Genomic DNA, 20,398 nt, shown 5'->3' with positions numbered 1-20,398 from the left:
TCGGTGTGTGCTCCAGACGAAGCCCCCCGCCCCGCGCCCCGAGACCGTCCCCCATGCTGAGGGAGTGAGCAACGACGAGTTCCGTGCCGCCCTCGCGCGGCTGGCCGCCGGGGTGGTGCTGGTCACCGCCCAGGAGCCGCCCCTCGACGAGGACGGCCGGGGCGAGGACGTGGGCATGACGGCGACCGCCTTCATGTCCGTGTCCCTGGAACCGCCCCTGGTGATGGTGAGCCTGCGCAACGGCTCCCGGATGGACGACCTGCTGGACGAGCAGCCGCTGTGGGCGGTCTCCGTCCTGGCCGCGAGCCAGCGGCACATCGCGGGGCGGTTCGCCATGAAGGGCCGGATCAGCGACCGGCTGCTGTTCGAGGACCTCCCGTACGTACGGGGAGAGGTCACGCACGCGCCGCTGATCGGCGGGGCGCTGGCGACGCTGGAGTGCCGCACCGAGCAGCGCGTGGTGGCCGGGGACCACACCCTGGTGATCGGGCGGGTGCTCACGGCGGAGCTGCCGAGCCCGGACGGCGAGCCGCTCGCCTACTTCAAGGGCCGCTACCGCCAGTTGGGCTGACGGCCCGAGCCTGCGCGGCCACGGTGCGGGGGCTTCCCGGCCACGCACGGGAGGCTGGGCGGTCACGGCACGGGGGCTGCGCGGTCACGCGCGACACGGGAGCCTTCCCGGTCACGGCACGGGGCACCCTTCGCGGTCAGCGCAACGGGGCCCTCGGCGTCACCAGTCGCGGCCCGAGCGGCCGCGCTTGGTGTCGCCGCGCTGCTTCTTCTCCCGCAGCCTGCGCTCGTTGATGCCGCGCGGGATCTTCCGCTTGATCCGGGGCTTGGGCGGCGGCGCCGTGGCCTCGGCGAGGAGGGCGGCGAGCCGGACGGCGGCCGTTTCGCGGTTGCGCCACTGGGAGCGGTGCTCGGAGGCCCGTACGGAGATCACCCCGCCCACCAGCCTGCTCGCGAGCCGGTCCAGGGCCCGCGCCTTCCACACCTCGGGGAGCGCGTCGGTCGCCGCCAGGTCGAAGCGCAGCTCCACCTGGGAGTCGCTCGTGTTGACGTGCTGGCCGCCGGGCCCCGAGGACCGCGAGAAACGCCACATGAGCTCGGCCTCCGGGAGGGAGACCGAGCCGCGGATGACATAGGGCCCGGACATGACACCCATGGTCCCCTCCCCGCGCCCCGTCCGTCACCTTCTTTTGCACCGGCGCGACCCCCCGCGCCCGGAGGAAGTTCGCAAAGAAAGTAAAGCGACCAGGAACCTCGTGGTCCGCTGCCTGCGTTATGACGGGTGACGGTAGCTTTCGTGATGGCACGAAGCCCGCACACGACGAGGAAAGGGACTTCCCATGGCAGTAAGCCTGTCCAAGGGCGGCAACGTCTCGCTCACCAAGGAGGCACCGGGCCTTACCGCCGTCACGGTCGGCCTCGGCTGGGACGTCCGCACCACCACCGGCACCGACTTCGACCTCGACGCCTCGGCGATCGCGGTCAACGCGGGCGGAAAGGTCGTCTCGGACGGCCACTTCGTCTTCTTCAACAACAAGTCGACGCCGGACCAGACCATCGTGCACACCGGTGACAACGTCACGGGTGAGGGCGAGGGCGACGACGAGCAGATCAACGTCAACCTGGCGGGCCTGCCGGCCGACGTGGACAAGATCGTCTTCCCGGTCTCCATCTACGACGCCGAGAACCGCAGCCAGAACTTCGGCCAGGTCCGGAACGCGTTCATCCGCATCCTCAACCAGGCCGGCGGCGCCGAGATCGCCCGCTACGACCTGAGCGAGGACGCCGCCACCGAGACCGCCATGGTCTTCGGCGAGCTCTACCGCAACGGCGCCGAGTGGAAGTTCCGCGCGGTCGGCCAGGGGTACGCCTCCGGCCTGCGCGGCATCGCCCAGGACTTCGGCGTCAACCTCTGACCCGAGCGCACCACCGTTCCACCCGCTTCACGGGAGCCCCCGGCCGCCTTCGCGGCCGGGGGCTCCCGCGTGTGCGACGGACCGTCACGCCTCCCGCCCCATGCGACGGACCGTCACCGCGCCCCGCCCCGCACGGCGGTCCGTCACACCACCCGCCCCGCACGACGGAAACACCGCCACTTCACCGAATACCGGACCGCACAGCACTCCATCCGTACAAGAACTGGTCAAAGAAATGTGAGGCAATTGTCGGCACACCGTCAACTTCGCACATTTGATGGCACGCTCTCCGCTCGTAGTCCCCCCACAGGACGACCAACGGAGAACACACACATGAACCTCCACACCACCCCCCACACCCCCCGCGCCACCCGTACCCGTGGCACCCGCCGGCTCGCAGCACTCGCGGCGGTCGCCGCGATGGTCGTCGCCGGTGTCCAGGCCGGATCCGCGGTCGCCACGCCCGGCGACGACGCCGCCCGCGCCACCGCGGCGACGCCCTCCACCGCCGCCGCACTCGGCGTGAACCCCTCGGCGCAGCGCGCCACGGCCATCAAGTCGGCGCAGGCGGAGGCCTCCTCGGCGGCGAAGGCCCTGAAGCTCGGCGGCCAGGAGAAGCTGATCGCCCGCGACGTCATCAAGGACGCCCGGGGCACGGTCCACACCCGCTACGAGCGCACCTACGACGGACTGCCCGTCCTCGGCGGCGACCTCGTCACCCACACCACCGCCGCAGGCGAGCTCAAGAGCGTGGACAGGGCGACCGACGCGAAGATAGCCGTGGCGTCCACGACGCCGAAGCTGAAGGCCGCGGCGAGCGCCCGCAAGGTGATCTTCGCGAGCCACGGCGGTGAGCCCGTCCTCGCCTGGGAGACCGTCAAGAAGGGCGTCCAGAAGGACGGCACGCCCAGCCGCGTCCACACCATCACCGACGCCACCACCGGAAAGAAGCTGCACAGCTACGAGGCGATCGAGACCGGCACCGGCAACAGCCAGTACAGCGGCGAGGTCGAGCTCACCACCACGAAGTCCGACGCGGGCTTCGAGCTGACCGACGGCGAGCGCGGCGGCCACAAGACGTACGACCTGAACCAGGGCTCCTCCGGCACCGGCGACCTCGTCACGGACGACGACGACACCTGGGGCGACGGCACGGGCGGGGACCGGCAGACCGCCGCCGTCGACGCCCACTACGGCGCGGCCAAGACCTGGGACTTCTACAAGAGCGCCCTCGGGCGCGACGGCATCGCGGGCGACGGCAAGGCCGCCTACTCCCGGGTCCACTACGGCGAGAACTACGTCAACGCCTTCTGGGACGACAGCTGCTTCTGCATGACCTACGGCGACGGCGAGGGCAACAAGGCCGCCCTCACCTCGATCGACGTCGCGGCCCACGAGATGACCCACGGCCTCACCTCCGCCACGGCCAACCTGGACTACGCGGGCGAGTCCGGCGGCCTCAACGAGGCGACCAGCGACATCCTCGGCGCCTCGGTGGAGTTCTTCGCCGACAACGCCTCGGACGCCGGGGACTACCTCATCGGCGAGAAGATCGACATCAACGGCGACGGCACCCCGCTGCGCTACATGGACAAGCCCAGCAAGGACGGCAACTCCGCCGACTTCTGGGACGAGAACCTCGGCAACCTGGACGTCCACTACTCCTCGGGCGTCGCCAACCACTTCTTCTACCTGCTCGCCGAGGGCAGCGGAAAGAAGACGGTCAACGGCGTCGAGTACGACTCCGCGACCTCCGACGGCTCGACGCTGACGGGCATCGGCCGGGAGAAGGCCTACCAGATCTGGTACAAGGCGCTCTCGGTCTACATGACCTCCACCACCGACTACGCGGGTGCCCGCGTCGCCACCGAGAAGGCGGCGACCGACCTGTTCGGCGCGGACAGCGAGGAGCTGAAGGCGGTCTCGGCCACCTGGACCGGAGTCAACGTCAAGTAACCCGGCCGTAGGGAGAACGGAAGCCGGTCAGCCCTCCCGAGCGGGCCGGCTTCCGCCGTACAGCCAGTCGTCCCACAGCCCGCCGAGTTCCTGGCCGGTCTCCGCCTCCACGTACGCGGTGAAGTCGTCGGTGGAGGCGTTGGCGTGCCGGTACTTCTCCGTCCAGCCCCGCACCAGCGCGAAGAACGCCCGGTCGTCGCCCGTCGCGAGCCGGATCCGGTGCACGACCATGGCCCCGCGCCCGTAGACCGGCGGCTCGGACAGTTCGGCTGCGGTGGGCGGGTCCGCGGGCGGGAACGCCCAGTTGGCGTCGTCCTCGTACGCCTCGTCGAAGCTCTCCCCCACCGGTACGCCGTCGTGGTCGGCGGCCCAGAGCCACTCCGCGTACGTGGCGAAGCCCTCGTTCAGCCACATGTCCTGCCAGGTCTTCGGGGTGACGGAGTTCCCGAACCACTGGTGGGCCAGCTCGTGGACGAGGAGGCCGGTGTCGGGCGGGCCGGGGAAGACGGGCCGGTTCTGGGTCTCCAGGGCGTACGTCGCATCGCCCGTGCGCTCCACGATCGCCCCGGCGGAGGTGAAGGGGTACGGCCCGAACCTGGCCCGCGACCACGCCAGCACCTCGGGGATCCGCTCCAGCACGTCCTCGCTCGCCGCCGCCGACGCGGGATCCACGGCGGTGAACAGGCGGATGCCCTCGGCGGTGCGCGCCTGCTCGGTGGTGAACCGGCCGACGGCCACGGTCGCCAGATAGCTCGCCATCGGCTCGGTGGTCCGCCAGTGGTAGGCGGTGCGCCCGTCCTCCGTGCGCCGGGCGACCAACTGCCCGTTGGAGACCGCCTTCAGCGGATCGGGGACGGTGACCTCGATGTCGTACGCGGCCTTGTCGCTCGGGTGGTGGTTGCCGGGGAACCAGGCCATGGAGCCGGCCGGTTCGCCGAGGGCGACCGCGCCGTCCGCCGTCCGCAGCCAGCCCTCCTCCGACCCGTCCGGGTCGGTAATCGTCTCCGGGGATCCGGAGTAGCGCACGACGGCGGTGAACGTGCGCCCCTCGCGCAACCGGTCCTCCACGTCGGCCGCCGGTCGCAGCGTCAGCTCCTTGCCGGCGCGGTTCACGGCGGCCGGGCGGCCCTCGACCGCGGCGCTCTCCACGTCGAGCCCGGCGAGGTCCAGGTGGAAGGCGCTCAGGTCCTGGGTGGCGCGGGCGGTGATCGTGGCCGTGCCGCGCAGCCGGTCTCCGGCCGGGTCGACGTCGAGCTCCAGGCCGTAGTGGGTGACGTCGTAGCCGCCGTTGCCGAGCCCCGGGAAGTACGGGTCGCGCAGTCCGGCCGCGCCCGGGGTCCCCTCGACGCCCCCCGTGCAGCCCCCTGCGAGGAGAGCCAGGGCGAGGGCCGGCAGCAGGGGGGTGCGGGCGGTGCGCCGCCGGACCGGGCGAGGGCGATTCACCCGATGGATCCTAGGTCCTGTCGTCGGACTGCCGCCTGCTCGGCGGGCGGACGGCGCTCCTTGTCGGAACACGCCCCGGATGTCGGAACACCGGTGCCCGGACCGGAGGGAGCCGCCCGCCTCGGGGGAAGAACGGGCGGCCCCGCTTCAGAGGATGGCGATCCCGAGCGGTCGGTTGCCCGCCTCCAGGCGGACCGGCTCGCCGCTCCCCTCGTCCAGGCCGACGACCGTGATGCCGTTCCAGTACCCGTCACGGGTGAAGCCGCCGGTCACGTACGCCGTGCGGCCGTCCTTCGACACCGCCACGTCCTCGTGCGGCCCCTCCAGCGGGACGACCCGCTCCTCGCCGTTCGGGGAACGGACCGTGAGCGAGGGGTCCTCGTCGTCCGGGCCGATCGGACCAGTGCCCACCACGAGAAGGGTGCCGTCGGGGGCGAGGGCCGCGCCGTGCTGGTGGGTGTCGGCGGTCATCCGCTCGATCGTCACCTTCCCGGTGCGCGGGTCGAGGACCGCGAGCCGCTCCCCCTCGAACGGCAGCAGCAGCTTGCCGTCCCCGGGGCGTACGACGGCGTAGTGCGGCTTCAGCCAGGAGCCGAGCCCGCCCTCCGTGCCGTACGGCGCGACTTCCATGCGCCGGGTCTTCAGCGAGTCGGCGTCGACCGCCGTGACGTCGAAGGAGTCGTGATCGGTGGCGTACACCTCGCGGCCGTCCGGGGACACGTCCACGTCGAAGGGGCGCATGCCGACGGGGGCCGTGCCGGTGACCTCGCGGGTCGCGGTGTCGATGACCTCGACCGCGCCGTCGCCGCCGGGCACGTTGACCCCGACGTAGACGTGTTCCCCGTCCGGGGCCAGGGCGATGCCCATGCCGCCACCCCGGTACTCGCCGGTGGTGACCGGGCCGGACTCCGTTGCGTACGGGACGAGCGCGAGCCGGGTCCGCTCCCGGGTGTCGACGACGGCGACGCCCTCGGCGGTGGCGACCCAGGCCCGCCCGTCCTCGCCGACGACGAGGCCGTAGGGCGCGGTGCCGACCTCCACCGAGGCGATGGGGGCCCCGCCCCTCCCGGACCCGTCCTCCCCGGGGTCGACGAAGGTCACGGTGTCGCTGCCGAAGTCGGCGACGAGGAGGGTGCCGTCGGGGGTGCGGCCGGTGGGGGTGCGGGAGGGGTCGGGGGTCGCCGCGGGGCCCGCCTCGGCGGACGACGGGGCCGGGGTGTCCGGGGTGTCCGGGGTGTCCGGGGACGCCTCGGTCGGGCCGGCCGAGCACCCGGCGAGCAGGGCGGCGGCGACGAGCCCGAGGGCGAGGCGCCGGACGCGGGCGGCGGGAGGCCGCGGGTCGGCGCGGGGGCCAAAGGAGGCCGGGGAGCCCCCGCCCCGGCCCGGGGCGCGGACGGCGGCACGGGGACCGCTGGTCGGAAAGGTCCCGCGGAGGGCGGCGCGGAGGCCGTGGCCGCCGGTCACGCGGCGTCCCGCAGCAGGGCGGCCAGCTCGGTGAAACCGCGCCGTTCGGCGTGGGCCAGGGGCGTCACCCCGTCGCGGTCGGGCAGGTCCCGCGTCGCCCCGGCCGCGAGCAGCAGCTCCACGACCTGCTGGTGCGCGAGCCCGCCCTCGCCGAGGATCACCGCCTCCAGCAGGGCGGTCCAGCCGAGCCGGTTGACGTGGTCGACGTCGATGTCGGTGGCCCGGAGCACCTCCCGTACGTAACCGACGTGGCCGCGTTCGCTCGCCGGGATGAGGGAGACCCCGCCGAACCGGTTGCGCAGGGCCAGGTCCGGTCCGGCCGGCAGCAGGACGTGCAGCATCGCGACGCTGCCGGTGACGCCGGTGGCCAGCCACGGGCTCTCCTCGCGCCGGTCCTGCGCGTTCGGGTCGGCCCCGGCGGCCACGAGCAGCCGGGCCGCCTCGACGTGGTCGCCGAGGACCGCGAGGAGCAGCGGCGTACGCGACTCCTCGTCGCGGACGTCGACCCGGGCACCGCCCTCGATCGCGGTGCGCACGCGGTCGGTGTCGCCGGTGCCTGCGGCGGTGAGCAGGTCGTGATCGAGGGCGTTCATGGGTACTCCGTTCCCGGCGGTGCCTGTGCGGATGTCTCGGCCGTGCCCGTGCGGATTCGGCCGTGCCCGTGCGGAGGGCGGCTACCGGGCGAGGGCCGCGGCGCCCGCCTTGGCGAACTTCTCGTCCAGGTCGCCGCTGGGCGCGCCGGCCACACCGATACCGGCCACCGGGGCGCCCTTGACCTGCACCGGGGCACCGCCCCCGAGGAACAGAGTGCCAGGGATGTCCTTCAGGTTCGGGGCCTGCTCCAGGCGCTTGACCAGCTCGGAGGTGGGCGCGTTCCAGGAGACGGCGGTGTACGCCTTCTTCACCGCGGACTCGGGGGACTGCGGGCCCGCGCCGTCGCCGCGCAGGGAGACGATGGTGTTGCCGTTGCGGTCGACGACCGCGACGGAGATCCGCTGGTTCTCCTTCTTCGCCGCGTCCAGCGTGGCCTGCGCGGCCTTGGTGGCGGCGGCCACGGTCAGGTGCGTCGTCTGCTGGAGGTTCCGGTTGCTCGTGTCGGCCTTGACCGCGGCGGCGGGGGCGGCGGCCGGGGAGGAGGCGCTCGCGGACATGGCGCCGAACGTGCCGGCCCCGAGGGCGGCGACGGCCACGGCGCCGGTGACGACACGGGTGCGCAGCGACAGCTTCTTCATGGTGGCTCCTTGGTGATCCGGGGGCGGCCCGGTGGTTCGGTGTGCGGGGCGGCCCGGAGTCGGTCCGGGCGTTTCGCTCTGCCATCGATCCTCCCGGCGGATCCGGCCCCGTACGGTCGACGTACCGGCTGGAGGCGAGGCGCGGGTCGGCCGATGCCCCTGTCGGCCGATCGGTTGATGCGCAGGGGGCCGGATCGGGTCACCATGGAAGATCCGCGCAGGTCAGCAGGGTCTCAGCGGGATCGGGCGAGACGGAACACGAGGTAGAAGGTGGAGCACCGGAGCGATCCGCGGGCCTCGGAGCGGGGCGGCCCCGGACCGGTACCCGACAGGAGTGCCGACCGGGGTCCCGGTTCCGGGCCGGGGCCGGGACCGGCCCCTGGCGTGGCACCGGACACCGACCCGCACCTCGGCCCGGGACCGAACGCTGACCCGCACCTGGGCCCGGGACCGGGCACGGCCCCCGGCCGGGGTTCGGGCACCGACCCCCGCCCGGGCCCGGATGCCGCCTCCGGCCCGGATGCCGCCTCCGGCCCGGATGCCGCCTCCGGCCCGGGTGCCGCCGCCGGCTCCGGTCCGGCTTCCGGCGCCGACTCCGACACGGGGTTCGGGGCGGACCCCGACGCCCGCTGGCTGGCGTTCCTCATGCACGCCGCGTTCTTCCTGCTGCTCGGCGCCTCGCTGACCCGGTTCCTGATGCGCCACCCCGGGGAGGCCCGCACCCCGTGGATCATCGCCCTGTCGATCACCCTGGCGGTGCTGTACCTCCTGGGACCCGTCCTGGGTTCGCGCCCCACCCCGCGCAGGCTCGCCTGGCTCGGCGTGCTCGTCCTCGTCTGGATGGTGCTGGTCGTGCTCGCGCCGAGCTTCGCGTGGTGCGCGGTGCCGTTGTTCTACACCGGGCTGCGCATCCTGCCGCCGCGCGCGGCCCTCGCCCTGGTCGCCCTGCTCACCGCGTTCGTCGTGGCCGCCCAACTGCGCCTGGCAGAGGGGTTCGACCCGAACCTGGTCCTCGCCCCGCCCGCCGTCGCCGCCGTGGCGACGGCCGTCTTCGTCCATATGCAGCGCCAGGCCGTACGCCAACGGGAGCTGGCGGCCCGGCAGCGCGAGCTGATCGACGACCTGCTGCGCACCCGGCGCGAACTGGCCGCCACCGAGCGGCGCGAGGGAACCCTCGCCGAGCGCCAGCGGCTCTCCATGGAGATCCACGACACCCTGGCGCAGGGCCTGTCCAGCCAGCAGATGCTGCTCCAGGCGGCCGACCGCACCTGGGGCGCCGACCCGGAAGCGGCCCGCCGCCATGTCCGTACGGCCACCGGCATCGCGGAACGCAATCTCGCCGAGGCCCGCCGCTTCGTCCACGACCTGGCCCCCGCCGACCTGGCGCAGGGCGGCGGCCTGGAGGCGGCCCTGCGCACCCTGGCGGCCCGCGAGAGCGCCCAGGCGGAGGGCGCGCTCACCGTCCACTGCCATGTGGAGGGCACCCCGGGGGCCCCGCTGCCGGACCGGGTGCAGTCCGCACTGCTGCGCATCGCCCAGGGGGCCCTGGCCAATGTGCGGGAGCACTCCGGGGCCACCGCCGCCGGGCTGACCCTGACCCACCTCGACGACCGGGTGGTCCTGGACATCGGCGACAACGGCCGCGGCTTCACCGCGGAGCCCGCGACCGTCCGCGGCCCCGACACCGTGCGCGGCCACGGGCTGCCCGCGATCCGCGCCCGCGTGCACCAGCTCGGCGGATCGCTCACCATCGAGTCGGCCCCGGGCGAGGGCACGGTCCTCTCGGCCGCGATCCCGCTCGCGCCCACCGCCCTCACCGCCCCGGAGGACCCCGCATGACCGGCCAGGCCCCGCAGACGCCCCCCGTGCGCATCCTGCTCTGCGACGACCACGTGGTCGTCCGGGCCGGACTGCTCGCCCTCCTCGGCAGCGAACCGGACATCGAGGTCGTCGGCGAGGCAGGCAGCGGCGAGGAGGCCGTGGTGCTCGCCGCCCGGCTCACCCCGGACGTCGTCCTGATGGACCTCCAGCTCGGCGAGGGCATCGACGGCGTCGAGGCGACCCGCCGCATCGCGGCCGACGGCACGGTCCACGTCCTGGTGCTGACCACGTACGACACCGACGCCGACATCACCCGGGCCATCGAGGCGGGGGCGACCGGCTACCTGCTGAAGGCGGAACGCCCGGAGGAACTGTTCGCCGCGATCCGGTCCGCCGCCCAGGGCCGCACCACGCTCTCGGCCCCCGTCGCCAGCCGGGTCATGGCCCGGATGCGCAGCCCCCGCCCCGGCCTCACCGACCGCGAACGCGACATCCTGGCCCAGCTCTCCCAGGGCCTCGGCAACCGCGACATCGCCCGCGCCCTGTTCATCAGCGAGGCCACGGTCAAGACCCACCTGGGCCGGATCTACGACAAGCTCGGCGTCGACACGCGCGCGGGCGCGGTGTCGGTGGCGAAGGAGCAGCGCCTGCTGCCGTGAGCCGTGGCGCGGGCCCGCGCGCCCGGACGGAGTGGCGGTACGGCGACGACTTCGCACGGGTGTGCCGTCGCGCGGGCCTGGCCCTCGTGACGGTCACCCCCCTCCCGAAGCCCCGCCGTTCGCCGCCACCGAGGCCGTGGCCGTGGCCGTGGCCGACTGAACCGGGCCGACCGTCCCCCGGACACCGGGCCTCGTCGAGCCGTGCGCGGGGCCACGGCCGCGGGACGAACCCGGCGGTCAGCTCTCCGCGAGCACCGCGTCAACCGTCGTCGCCGTGATGGCCCGCTCGAACCACACGTCGAGCACCGCGAGATCCTTGCAGCCGGCGATCCTCTGCCGTGCTTCCTCGGGCACCGCGACACCGCGCACCGCGAGAATCCGCAGAATGTCCTCGCCGCGGCCTTCGACCCGGCCTTCGACCCGGCCTTCGACGCGGCCTTCGTCGCGGAAGCTCTCGGCGACGAAGCCGCGGAAGTGACTGAGACCAGTGCCCATCAGGTTCCTCCAGATCTCCCGGGCCGGGGTGGCTCCCAGACCCGCCTCGGTGAATTCGGCGAAGACCGCTGCGGCGTCGGCGTCCGTGGCCCGGAGCGCCTCGGCAAGAGCCTCCAGTATGGCAGCGATGTCGTGATCGTTACTATGAGTGATCGCCGAGAAGACAGCCATCGGGATGTCGTCGGCCACCGTGGCCGCGTCCGTGACCATCGGTACGTTGTGCGGCCCGAGCACCAAGGGGAGGGCGACCAGGCTCGGGTGCTTGTCCAGACCGATACGAATCGGCTCTGACGCCCACTCCGCCGTCCCCTTGTCCCGGCAGACGACCAGGAGCACACACGGATAGCGGAACTTCGCGTAGAGGTGGGCGAGGTAGTACGCCCAGCTGCTGCGCTTGTCCGGGTCCTTCCTGCCCTGAGCCTCGATCGCCAGCAACAGGGAGCCCCCGTCGACGAGATCAATGCGCAGCAGCGTGTCCACGTGCCGTTCGAGCGGTCTGATCTCCGTGAGATCCGTGTCCATGAGCGACACCGCGACGGGCTCCGGAAAGGGAATGCCCAAGGTGCGGAAGGCACTGGCGAATAAACCCGGATTCTCCTGGAAGATCCGATGATGAGCCTCATGAGGCGAACTGACCATATGCCGGAGACTAGGAGGCCCCTGGCATATGCAGGAGGCATATGCGCGTCGCTTCACCCGATCGTGTCAGCCCGGCCCGGACCGGCATGACACCATCGATCCGTGCTCGACATCGGCTACTCCCTCTCCCGCCGCTTTCCCGACCCCCCGCAGACCGACTACCGCCGCGCGGACGTCCGCGCGCTGCGGCACGATCTGTTCTCCGGCGACGTCTACCTCGCGGACACCAAGGCGGACCGCGAGGTGTCCACAGCCTGGGGATGGGTGCCGGTGCTCGACTTCGCGTGGGCCCTGTGCGACATCGTCGAGCAGATCGACCAGGACCCGCGCGGCAACCGCTCGCACCGCCGGCAGTACGCGGAGCTGGACTTCACCGAGTCCTCGGACCGGATGCTGTTCGAGCGGCGCTTCGGCTGGGTCGACGTCGAAGCGGACTGGATGCCGGGCGACGAGCCCCCGCTGACCTTCAGCCACTCGCTCCTGCGCCGTGAGGCCCGCGACTTCCTGCACGACCTGATCGCCGACCTGGCCGACATGCACGAGGGCCTGGCCGACAACCCCGTGATCTGGGACCTCCAGGCCCGTTTCCCCCGTCTCTGAGCCCCGGACCCGCTCCCCCTCGGTGAAGCCCCGGACCCGCTCCCCCCTGTTCGGTGAACCCCCGGGTCCGCCCGTCCCGCCCGGCGGAGCCCCGCCGGGTTCTCGAACCGCCCGCGGGCCTCAGGCCTCCACCCGCACCCCGATCTGCGCCGCGAACGCCGGGGCCAGCTCCATCAGCTGCGACGGGCTGATCACCGCACCGGCCAGCCGGTCCACACCCCGCGCGATGTCCAGCTCGGCCACCGCGCGCAGGTCCACCGACTCCATCCGGGCCCCGCTGAAGTCCGCCCGCTTCAGCACGCAGTCCCGGAACTCGACGCGGACCAGATGCGCGCCCCCGAAGTCCGGCTCGGAGAGCACACAGCCCTCGAAGACGACGTCCTTGAGCCGGGCCTCGCGCAGGTTCAGGTAGTCGATCTTGCCGCCGCGCACCACCACCCGCTCCAGAACCGCACCGTGCAGCTGCACCCCGCCCAGCCGGGCGTCCACCACCTCCACGTCCCGCAGCGACGCCTCCGCGAGGCCGGTGCCCACGCCGCGTACGCCCGTCAGCACCGCGTCGATGAAGCGGGCCCGTGCCAGCTCCGCGCGGTCCAGGGTGCAGCCGTCCAGGGCGCAGTCCATGAACCGGGCGCCCCGGCCCGACGCGTCCGCCAGGTCCACGCCGTCGAACCGCACCCCGTCGTAGTCGCCGTCCGGCTCCAGGCCCTCGCCCTCGTAGGGGACGAGCGGCGGCAGCCGCACGTCCGGACGCCGCGCCGCCGCGACGGCGTCCTTCTTGCCCTTCACCGCCCTGGTCGCCCCAGCCGTCCTGGTCGTCCTGCCGTCGCTCGCTGCCATGCCCCCCATCGTGACGCACCCCACTGACAACGCCCCGGCGACCGTGTCACGGGCCGCCGCCTCCGATCCGTCGCATCATCAAAGACGCGAAGGAGATCCAGCCATGGAACACATCCACGTCATCGGCGGCGGCCTCGCCGGCCTCACCGCCGCCATCACCGCGGCCGAGTCCGGTGCGCGCGTCACCCTGCACGAGAGCCACCGGACCCTCGGCGGCCGGGCCAGGACCACCGAGGGTCCTTACCGGGCCAACGAAGGCCCGCACGCCCTGTACCGGCGCGGGCCGCACTGGACGTGGCTGGCCCGGCGCGGTCTGCTCGGCGCCGTCGTCTCCGTACCGCCCCGTGAAGGCCTCCGCTTCCGCTTCCGCCGCGCGGGAGCCGCCCGGCGGACCCCGCCCCCGGCCCTGCTGCGGCTCGCCCGCCGGGCCCCCGGCACCGCCCCCGTGGACCGCGCCTTCCTGGAGTGGGCCGCCGGACAGGTCGGCGAGGCGGGTGCCCGGGCCGCCGCGAACTTCGCCGCCACCGCCCTGTTCCACCACGACCCCGGGGCGCTCTCCGCCCGGTTCGTCCAGGAGCGCCTGCACCGCCTGGCCGCGTTCCCGCCCGAGGCCCACTACCCGGTCGGCGGCTGGGCGTCGCTCGTCGAGCGGCTGGCCGGCCACGCCCGGGGCCTGGGCGTCGGCATCGAGACCGCCGCCCGCGTCGACACCCGGGCCCTCGGCGAGCTGACCCGTACGGGACCGGTCGTCGTCGCCACCTCCCTCGCCTCCGCCCGGTTGCTCCTCGACGACGCGTCCCTCGCCTGGGAGAGCGGCCGCACCGTCCTGCTGGACCTGGCGGTACGCACCCGGCGCGGCGACGCCTTCGTCGTGTCGGACCTGGACGCACCCGGCTGGCTGGAGCGGTTCACCGCCCAGGATCCCGGCCTCGCCCCGGCCGGAGAACAACTGCTCCAGGGCCAGTTCCCGATCGGCCCCGACGCGCGCCGGGCGGAAGGGACCGCACGGGCCGAGGAGCTCCTCGACCTCGGCTTCCCCGGCTGGCGGGAGCGCACCACCTGGCGCGCCGAGGCCCTCGCCGACGGCCGCACCGGAGCCGTCGACCGTCCGGGCACCACCTGGCGGGACCGGCCCTCCGTCGTCCGGGGCGACGGGATCTTCCTGGCGGGCGACCAGGTCGCCGCCCCCGGACTCCTCAGCGAGGTCTCCTTCACCAGCGGCCTCGAAGCCGCCCTGCTCGCCGTGCGGGACGCCGGACGGCGCTCCCGGACGGGAGCCCGGGACCGGGGTTGACCTCAAGAGGACTTGAGGTACGAGAGTGGGGGCACACCCCGCGGCGGGCACCCGTCCGCAGGGGCACAGCCCTCGTCCGGGACGGCCGTCGCCCGGTCCGGCACGTGTCCGTTGCGGCCGACGGCCGGGGCCGGCCCTTCCCCGTCGCGGCCGTCGGCCGGTGACGCCCGCGTCGGGTCCGGCCCGCAGCCGCCCCCGCCCTCCGCGCGACCTCAAGGAGACCTTCATGCACGCCGTACGCCTCCACACCTTCGGCCCCGCCGAGAACCTCGTGTACGAGCGGACCGAGGACCCCGTCCCCGCCCCCGGCCAGGTCCGTATCGCCGTGGCCGCGGCCGGGGTGCACGTCCTGGACACCGCTCTGCGCGAAGGGGAGCGCGGCCCCTATCCGGAGCCCGTCGCTCTGCCCACCGTGCCCGGCCGCGAGGTCGCCGGAACCGTCGACGCGGTGGGCGAGGGAGTCGGCCCCGAGTGGCTCGGCAAGCGCGTCGTCGCCCACATCGGCACGGCGCCGGGCGGGTACGCCGAGCTCACCGTCACCGAGGCCGACCGACTCCACGAGATCCCCGAAGGGCTCGACGCCGCCGGGGCAGTCGCCATGATCGGCACCGGCCGCACCGCCCTCGGCATCCTCGGTTCCACCCCGCTCGACCCGGATTCGGTGGTCGTCGTCACCGCGGCGGCGGGCGGGATCGGCACCCTCGTCGTCCAGTACGCGAGAAACGCGGGGGCCACCGTGATCGCGCTGGCCGGGGGCCCGGCGAAGGTGGCCCGGTCGGAGGCCGAGGGCGCCAACCTCGCCCTCGACTACACCCGCCCCGACTGGCCGCGCCGGGCCCGCGAGCACCTCGAAGCGGCGGGGCTGCGGGCGACCGTCGTCTACGACTCCGTCGGCGGGACCACCGCCCGTGCCGCCGTGGACCTCCTCGGCCCCGGCGGGCGGCACGTGGTCTACGGCTGGTCGGGGCAGGGGCTCCTCGACGGGGGGCCGCTCACCTTCACCGAGGAGGAGCTGGCCGAACGCGGCATCACGTCCGGGTCGGTCCTCGGGCCGGGGCTGATCGAGAGGGGCGGCGGCCTGCGCGCGCTGGAGACCCGGGCCCTCGCCGAGGCGGCGGCCGGCCGGCTGCGCCCCGCCGTGCAGCGCTTCCCGCTGGCCGAGGCCGCCGCCGCGCACCGCGCGCTGGAGACCCGGGGCACGATGGGCAAGGTGGTCCTGGAGCCGTAGCCGGACCCCGGGACCCGCGCCCCCGCGGGCGGCGGCGCACCGCGGTCCCACGTCTGCGCCCACGGCCGGCACCCCGACGCCGCCCCACGGCCACCACCCGCGACCGGCGGCGCACCGCGGCCCCGCCCGCCCTCAGCGCCCGAGCAGCCGGCGGGCGGTCTCCGCGTGGTCGGGGGAGATCCGGCCTTCCCCGCCGCCCGCCGCCCACAGCCCGTTCTGGAGCACCCGTCCCAGCGTCCAGGCCCGCGCCCGCTCCCGGTCCAGGCCCAGCGCCTCCGTCAGCGCGTCGAACCGCCACACCACCTCGTCGGCGTCGAAGAGGTTGTCCAACGCCGGGAACAGCTCGAACCCCGGGTCCCCCGCCAGCGGCTTCGGGTCGAGGGCGATCCACTCCCCGGCCCGCCCCGCGTCCGCGCGCCCGGCCAGGACGTTGTCGTAGTGCAGGTCCCAGTGCAGCAGCCGGTCCCCCGGCTCCCCCGCGACCTCCCGCACCGCCGCCGCGCAGTCGGCGAGCAGCCGCCGGTCCGCGGCGTCGGCCAGCAGGGCCGCCTTCTCCGGCAGCGCCGCGAGCATCCGCCCCACCACATCGCCCAGCGTGCGCAGCCCCGGAGGCGCGGGCACCGCCACCAGCCGGGCCAGCACCGCGCCGAGCACCGCCACCGCCTCCCGCACATCGGCCTCGCCGGACAACGGCCGTCGCTCGTCGAGCCGTTCCAGCAGCATCGCACCGGTCTCCGGGTCATGGCCGAGCAGCTCCACCGCCCCGGCTCCCGCGTCGGTCCACGCCCGCAGCGCCACCGGCTCGCCCGCCGTCTCCTCGTCCACCGTCTGGAGCTTCAGCGCGGCGGGCCGCCCGTCCGCCTCCCGCACCACCGGCAGGACCAGGGCGCACATCCCGGACATCGACGGTCCGTCCGGCCGCAGCCCCCACCGCTCCAGGCACCGCTCGGCGAGGCCGGGCAGGGCGGCGACGAAGGCCAGGCCCGCGTCCCCGTTGAAGGCGGCCTGGTTGGCGATCAGCTCGTCCGGGACATCGATCACCCGCCCATCCTAGGAAGTGCGTCCACCGGGCCATGCCCCGACGACCCCGCGCGCGGTCATGACGGAACGGCCCCGCGCGCAGTAACGTCCCGCCACACGTACGCTCGGCATCTCACCGGACAGGGACACCAGGGGCATCATGAGCACCGTCAGTACCGTCGTCGGCGGCATATCGTTCTGGTACGCGCAGGAGGGCACCCCCACCCCGCGCGAACCGCTCCCCGGCGACACGAGCGTCGACGTCTGCATCGTCGGCGGCGGCTACACCGGGCTCTGGACGGCGTACTACCTGAAGAAGGCCGTTCCCTTCCTCAACATCACCGTCCTGGAAGCCAAGTTCTGCGGCTACGGGGCCTCCGGCCGCAACGGCGGCTGGCTGTACAACGGCATCGCGGGCCGAGACCGCTACGCCGAACTGCACGGCCACGACGCCGCCGTACGGCTCCAGAAGGCGATGAACGAGACCGTCGGCGAGGTCGTCAGGACCGCCGCCGCGGAGAAGATCGACGCCGACATCCACCGGGGCGGCGTCCTGGAGGTGGCCCACACCCCGGCCCAGCTCGCCCGCCTCAAGGACTTCCACAGCGTCGAGATCGCCTTCGGGGAGACCGACCGCGTCCTGCGCGGCGCCCGCGAGACCGCCGAGCGCGTCCACGTGACCGGGGCCGTCGGCTCCACCTGGACCCCGCACGGCGCCCGGCTGCACCCGGCCAAGCTGGTCAAGGGCCTCGCGGACGCGGTGGAGGCGCTCGGCGTCACCCTCCACGAGTCGACCCCGGTCACCGAGATCAAGCCCAAGCACGCCGTCACCCCGTACGGCACGGTCCGCGCCCCGTACGTCCTGCGCTGCACCGAGGGCTTCACCGCGAGCCTCAAGGGGCAGAAGCGCACCTGGCTCCCGATGAACTCCTCGATGATCGTCACCGAGCCGCTGCCCGCCCGGATCTGGGACGCCATCGGCTGGGAGGGCCGCGAGACCCTCGGCGACATGGCCCACGCCTACTTCTACGCCCAGCGCACCGCCGACGACCGCATCGCGCTCGGCGGCCGCGGCCACCCGTACCGCTTCGGCTCGGCCACCGACAACGACGGCCGCACCCGGGCCTCCACCGTCACCGCCCTGCGCGACCTGATGGTCCGGCTTTTCCCCGTCACCGCGGGCGTCCACGTCGACCACGCCTGGTCCGGCGTCCTCGGCGTCCCGCGCGACTGGTGCGCCACGGTCACCCTCGACCGGTCGACGGGCCTGGGATACGCGGGAGGTTACGTCGGCTCCGGCGTCGCCACCGCCAACCTCGCCGCCCGCACCCTGCGCGATCTGATCCAGCAGGACTCCGGGCAGGCAGGCCCGACAGAGCTGACCGCCCTGCCGTGGGTCAACCACAAGGTCCGCCGCTGGGAGCCGGAGCCGTTGCGCTGGCTCGGCGTCCACGGCATGTACGCGGCCTACCGGGCCGCCGACCGCCGCGAGAGCACCTCGCCGCGTCCCGGCACGGACCCCGTCGCGAAGGTGGCGGACCGCATCGCGGGCCGCCACTGAGCCACCGGACGCATCCCCGGCCGCCCCCGGCAACGGACGCCACCCCGGCCGCGCCTCAGTCGCGCGGCCAGGGCCGCCCGTCGAGACGCTCGATGGAGAGGTTCAGCCGGCCCAGGGAGTCGGCGAGCTGCTGGGCCTCCTCGGGGGTCCAGTCCGTGAGGACCTTCGCGAGGCCCGCCATGTTCCTCGCCCGGTCGCTGTCCAGGCGGCGCTCGCCCTCCTCGGTGATGGCGAACTTGCGGGCGATGCCGCCGTCGGGGTCCGGGATGCGCTCGACGACCCCGGCCCGCAGCATCGCGGCGGTCTGCCGGTTGAGCGTGGAGGCGTCCAGGCGGAAGGCGTCGCCGAGCTGGCCGATGGACATGGGCCCCTCGACCTGGATCCGGCTGAGCAGGATGTAGGCGGACCGGTCGAGCTGCCAGTCCACGCGCGGGGTGACCATGTGCATGTACCGGCCGAGCAGCATCGTCTCGCGTTCGATCCGGTCGATGGGCTTGTCCACGCGCTGCTTCCTTCGTTGACCAGGACTATCACGATAGATGTGCATGATGCACATGTTATGCATCATGCACAATGCATGTATCTTGCATAGTCGGACATCGCTTCGGACAACGACACGAACCACCGGCCGCGAAGGCCGGGAGGGAGCACCCATGGACAACTCACCCCCCACACCCCGCCCGGGAGGCGTGGTCGGCATCCTGGCCTTCGCCGGCATCGTGGCGGCCCTCACCCAGACCCTGGTGGTACCGCTGATCGCGGAGCTGCCGAAGATGTTCGACACCTCCGCGTCGAACGCCTCCTGGGTGATCACCGCCACCCTGCTGGCCGCCGCCGTGGCCACACCCGTCGCCGGCCGGCTCGGCGACATGTACGGCAAGCGGCGCATGCTGCTGCTCTCGCTCGTCCCGCTCGTCCTCGGCTCGGTGGTCTGCGCCCTGTCGTCCTCGGTCGTCCCGATGATCGCCGGACGCGGGCTCCAGGGCCTGGGCATGGGCGTGGTCCCGCTCGGCATCAGCCTGCTGCGCGACGTGGTGCCGGCCGAGAAGCTCGGCTCGTCGATCGCGATCATGAGCGCATCGATGGGCGTCGGCGGCGCCCTGGGCCTGCCGTTCGCCGCCGCCATCGCCGAGAACACCAGCTGGCGGGTGCTGTTCTGGGTGGTCGCCGTGCTGGCCCTCGCGGTCGGCGCGCTGATCCTGGCCCTGGTCCCCGGGGACCGCCCGGCCACCCGGTCCACCAGCTTCGACCTGCTCGGCGCCGTCGGCCTGGGCGCCGCCCTGATCTGTCTGCTGCTCGCCGTCTCCAAGGGCGCCGACTGGGGCTGGGGCAGCGCCACCACGCTCACCCTCTTCGCCGCCGTGCTGGTGCTGCTGCCCGCCTGGGGCTGGTGGGAACTGCGGCTGACCGAGCCGCTGGTCGATCTGCGCGTCACCGCCCGCCCCCAGGTCCTGATGACGAACACGGCCTCGATCCTGGTCGGCTTCGCGATGTACGCGCAGTCCCTCGTGGTCCCGCAGCTGCTCCAGCTGCCCGAGGCCACCGGGTACGGCCTGGGCCAGTCGATGCTGGCGATGGGCCTGTGGATGGCCCCGGCGGGCCTGATGATGATGGCGATGTCCCCGGTCGGCGCGAAGCTGTCCGCCGCCAAGGGCCCGAAGGTCACCCTGGCCGTCGGCAGCCTCCTCATCGCCGCCGGCTACGGCCTCTCCGTACCGCTGATCGGCGCGGACTCCCCGTGGGGCCTGCTGATCGTCACCCTCGTCTGCAACTCGGGCGTCGGCTTCGCGTACGGGGCGATGCCCGCGCTCATCATGAGTGCGGTCCCCCAGTCCGAGACCGCGTCGGCGAACAGCTTCAACGCCCTGATGCGCTCGATCGGCACGTCCTTCGCGGCGGCGGTGATCGGGGTGGTCCTGGCCCGGATGACCACGGACTTCGGCGGCTTCCCGCTGCCCTCCCAGAACGGCTTCCGCGCCGCGATGCTCATCGGCTGCGGGGTGGGCCTCGCGGCCGCGGTCGTCGCCGCTCTCATCCCCGTACGCCCGGCGACCGCGCCGCTGCGGCCGGCCGCTTCGAACGCCCCCGCCGGGGTGCCGGAGGCCTCGGAGTCCAAGGCCTGACCGCCGCCCGCGCGGAGCGCGGCCCGTGGCCCGGCGACTCAACCACCGGGGCACGGGCCGGACTTCGCACGAGTGACGCCCCCGACGAACCGTCACCG

19 protein-coding genes are annotated in these 20,398 nt (G+C 73.7%); 10 read left to right on the top strand and 9 right to left on the bottom strand.

Annotation, left to right across the window (positions count from 1 at the left end):
• Window positions 1-64 precede the first annotated feature (64 nt).
• The gene (locus DTB53_RS07570) at window positions 65-571 is read left to right on the top strand and encodes a flavin reductase family protein (protein WP_042496840.1); all 507 of its coding nucleotides are present in this window, start codon (window positions 65-67) and stop codon (window positions 569-571) included.
• Between the two features lie 159 nt (window positions 572-730).
• Here DTB53_RS07570 and arfB read toward each other — a convergent pair whose 3' ends face one another.
• Window positions 731-1,165, bottom strand: a complete 435-nt coding sequence (arfB, locus tag DTB53_RS07565) for an alternative ribosome rescue aminoacyl-tRNA hydrolase ArfB (protein ID WP_012380332.1) — start codon at window positions 1,163-1,165, stop codon at window positions 731-733.
• A 184-nt stretch (window positions 1,166-1,349) separates the two neighbouring features.
• Between arfB and DTB53_RS07560 the strand changes: the two genes are divergently transcribed.
• Window positions 1,350-1,925: a TerD family protein gene (locus tag DTB53_RS07560; protein WP_003968222.1), complete on the top strand. Its 576-nt coding sequence runs from the start codon at window positions 1,350-1,352 to the stop codon at window positions 1,923-1,925.
• A 333-nt stretch (window positions 1,926-2,258) separates the two neighbouring features.
• Window positions 2,259-3,881, top strand: coding sequence for a M4 family metallopeptidase (locus tag DTB53_RS07555; RefSeq protein ID WP_012380331.1), 1,623 nt, complete (start codon window positions 2,259-2,261; stop codon window positions 3,879-3,881).
• A 27-nt stretch (window positions 3,882-3,908) separates the two neighbouring features.
• Here the strand turns inward: DTB53_RS07555 and DTB53_RS07550 are convergent, their stop codons facing one another.
• The 4 genes from DTB53_RS07550 to DTB53_RS07535 all read right to left on the bottom strand — a co-directional run bounded on the left by DTB53_RS07550 (window position 3,909) and on the right by DTB53_RS07535 (window position 8,020).
• Entirely contained in the window at window positions 3,909-5,324 is a 1,416-nt protein-coding gene (locus DTB53_RS07550) for a M1 family metallopeptidase (protein ID WP_012380330.1), read from the bottom strand.
• 147 nt (window positions 5,325-5,471) lie between these two features.
• Entirely contained in the window at window positions 5,472-6,788 is a 1,317-nt protein-coding gene (locus DTB53_RS07545) for a YncE family protein (protein ID WP_012380329.1), read from the bottom strand.
• Complete coding sequence (locus DTB53_RS07540) at window positions 6,785-7,381, bottom strand: ankyrin repeat domain-containing protein (RefSeq protein ID WP_012380328.1); 597 nt, start codon at window positions 7,379-7,381, stop codon at window positions 6,785-6,787. Before DTB53_RS07540 ends, DTB53_RS07545 begins: the two co-directional genes overlap by 4 nt.
• An 81-nt stretch (window positions 7,382-7,462) precedes the next feature.
• The gene (locus DTB53_RS07535) at window positions 7,463-8,020 is read right to left on the bottom strand and encodes a GlcG/HbpS family heme-binding protein (protein WP_012380327.1); all 558 of its coding nucleotides are present in this window, start codon (window positions 8,018-8,020) and stop codon (window positions 7,463-7,465) included.
• Window positions 8,021-8,404: 384 nt separating this feature from the next.
• On the opposite strand from DTB53_RS07535, the gene DTB53_RS07530 reads away from it, so the two are divergent.
• A complete protein-coding gene (locus DTB53_RS07530) occupies window positions 8,405-9,859 on the top strand; it encodes a sensor histidine kinase (RefSeq protein WP_236586344.1) in 1,455 nt (484 codons plus the stop codon).
• Window positions 9,856-10,500: a response regulator gene (locus DTB53_RS07525; RefSeq protein ID WP_003968215.1), complete on the top strand. Its 645-nt coding sequence runs from the start codon at window positions 9,856-9,858 to the stop codon at window positions 10,498-10,500. The genes DTB53_RS07530 and DTB53_RS07525 overlap by 4 nt, the downstream gene beginning before the upstream one ends.
• Window positions 10,501-10,737: 237 nt before the next feature.
• On the opposite strand, the gene DTB53_RS07520 is transcribed toward DTB53_RS07525, so the two are convergent.
• A complete protein-coding gene (locus tag DTB53_RS07520) occupies window positions 10,738-11,634 on the bottom strand; it encodes an RpnC/YadD family protein (RefSeq protein ID WP_012380325.1) in 897 nt (298 codons plus the stop codon).
• Between the two features lie 102 nt (window positions 11,635-11,736).
• Here DTB53_RS07520 and DTB53_RS07515 point away from each other — a divergent pair, with 102 nt between their 5' ends.
• On the top strand, window positions 11,737-12,234 hold the full coding sequence (locus DTB53_RS07515; RefSeq protein WP_012380324.1) for a hypothetical protein: 498 nt from the start codon (window positions 11,737-11,739) through the stop codon (window positions 12,232-12,234).
• 120 nt (window positions 12,235-12,354) lie between these two features.
• Here the strand turns inward: DTB53_RS07515 and DTB53_RS07510 are convergent, their stop codons facing one another.
• On the bottom strand, window positions 12,355-13,074 hold the full coding sequence (locus DTB53_RS07510) for a pentapeptide repeat-containing protein (protein ID WP_172595249.1): 720 nt from the start codon (window positions 13,072-13,074) through the stop codon (window positions 12,355-12,357).
• A gap of 103 nt (window positions 13,075-13,177) precedes the next feature.
• On the opposite strand from DTB53_RS07510, the gene DTB53_RS07505 reads away from it, so the two are divergent.
• Together DTB53_RS07505 and DTB53_RS07500 are read left to right on the top strand one after the other, a co-directional pair.
• Window positions 13,178-14,368: an NAD(P)-binding protein gene (locus DTB53_RS07505; protein ID WP_012380322.1), complete on the top strand. Its 1,191-nt coding sequence runs from the start codon at window positions 13,178-13,180 to the stop codon at window positions 14,366-14,368.
• A 226-nt stretch (window positions 14,369-14,594) separates the two neighbouring features.
• Complete coding sequence (locus tag DTB53_RS07500) at window positions 14,595-15,596, top strand: zinc-binding dehydrogenase (RefSeq protein ID WP_003968210.1); 1,002 nt, start codon at window positions 14,595-14,597, stop codon at window positions 15,594-15,596.
• 132 nt (window positions 15,597-15,728) lie between these two features.
• Here the strand turns inward: DTB53_RS07500 and DTB53_RS07495 are convergent, their stop codons facing one another.
• On the bottom strand, window positions 15,729-16,637 hold the full coding sequence (locus DTB53_RS07495) for an aminoglycoside phosphotransferase family protein (protein ID WP_012380321.1): 909 nt from the start codon (window positions 16,635-16,637) through the stop codon (window positions 15,729-15,731).
• Between the two features lie 139 nt (window positions 16,638-16,776).
• Here DTB53_RS07495 and DTB53_RS07490 point away from each other — a divergent pair, with 139 nt between their 5' ends.
• Complete coding sequence (locus tag DTB53_RS07490) at window positions 16,777-18,177, top strand: NAD(P)/FAD-dependent oxidoreductase (RefSeq protein WP_012380320.1); 1,401 nt, start codon at window positions 16,777-16,779, stop codon at window positions 18,175-18,177.
• A 55-nt stretch (window positions 18,178-18,232) separates the two neighbouring features.
• Here the strand turns inward: DTB53_RS07490 and DTB53_RS07485 are convergent, their stop codons facing one another.
• Window positions 18,233-18,679 carry a MarR family winged helix-turn-helix transcriptional regulator gene (locus DTB53_RS07485; RefSeq protein WP_003968207.1) on the bottom strand — a complete coding sequence of 149 codons (447 nt, stop codon included), beginning with the start codon at window positions 18,677-18,679 and terminating at the stop codon, window positions 18,233-18,235.
• Between the two features lie 151 nt (window positions 18,680-18,830).
• Here DTB53_RS07485 and DTB53_RS07480 point away from each other — a divergent pair, with 151 nt between their 5' ends.
• A complete protein-coding gene (locus DTB53_RS07480; RefSeq protein WP_003968206.1) occupies window positions 18,831-20,300 on the top strand; it encodes an MFS transporter in 1,470 nt (489 codons plus the stop codon).
• The last annotated feature ends 98 nt before the right edge of the window (window positions 20,301-20,398 follow it).

The sequence above is a fragment of the Streptomyces griseus genome (assembly GCF_900460065.1).
Lineage (GTDB): Bacteria > Actinomycetota > Actinomycetes > Streptomycetales > Streptomycetaceae > Streptomyces > Streptomyces griseus.
The sequence above is the reverse complement of the archived record's forward strand: the minus strand, read 5'-3'. Positions and strand labels throughout refer to the sequence as shown.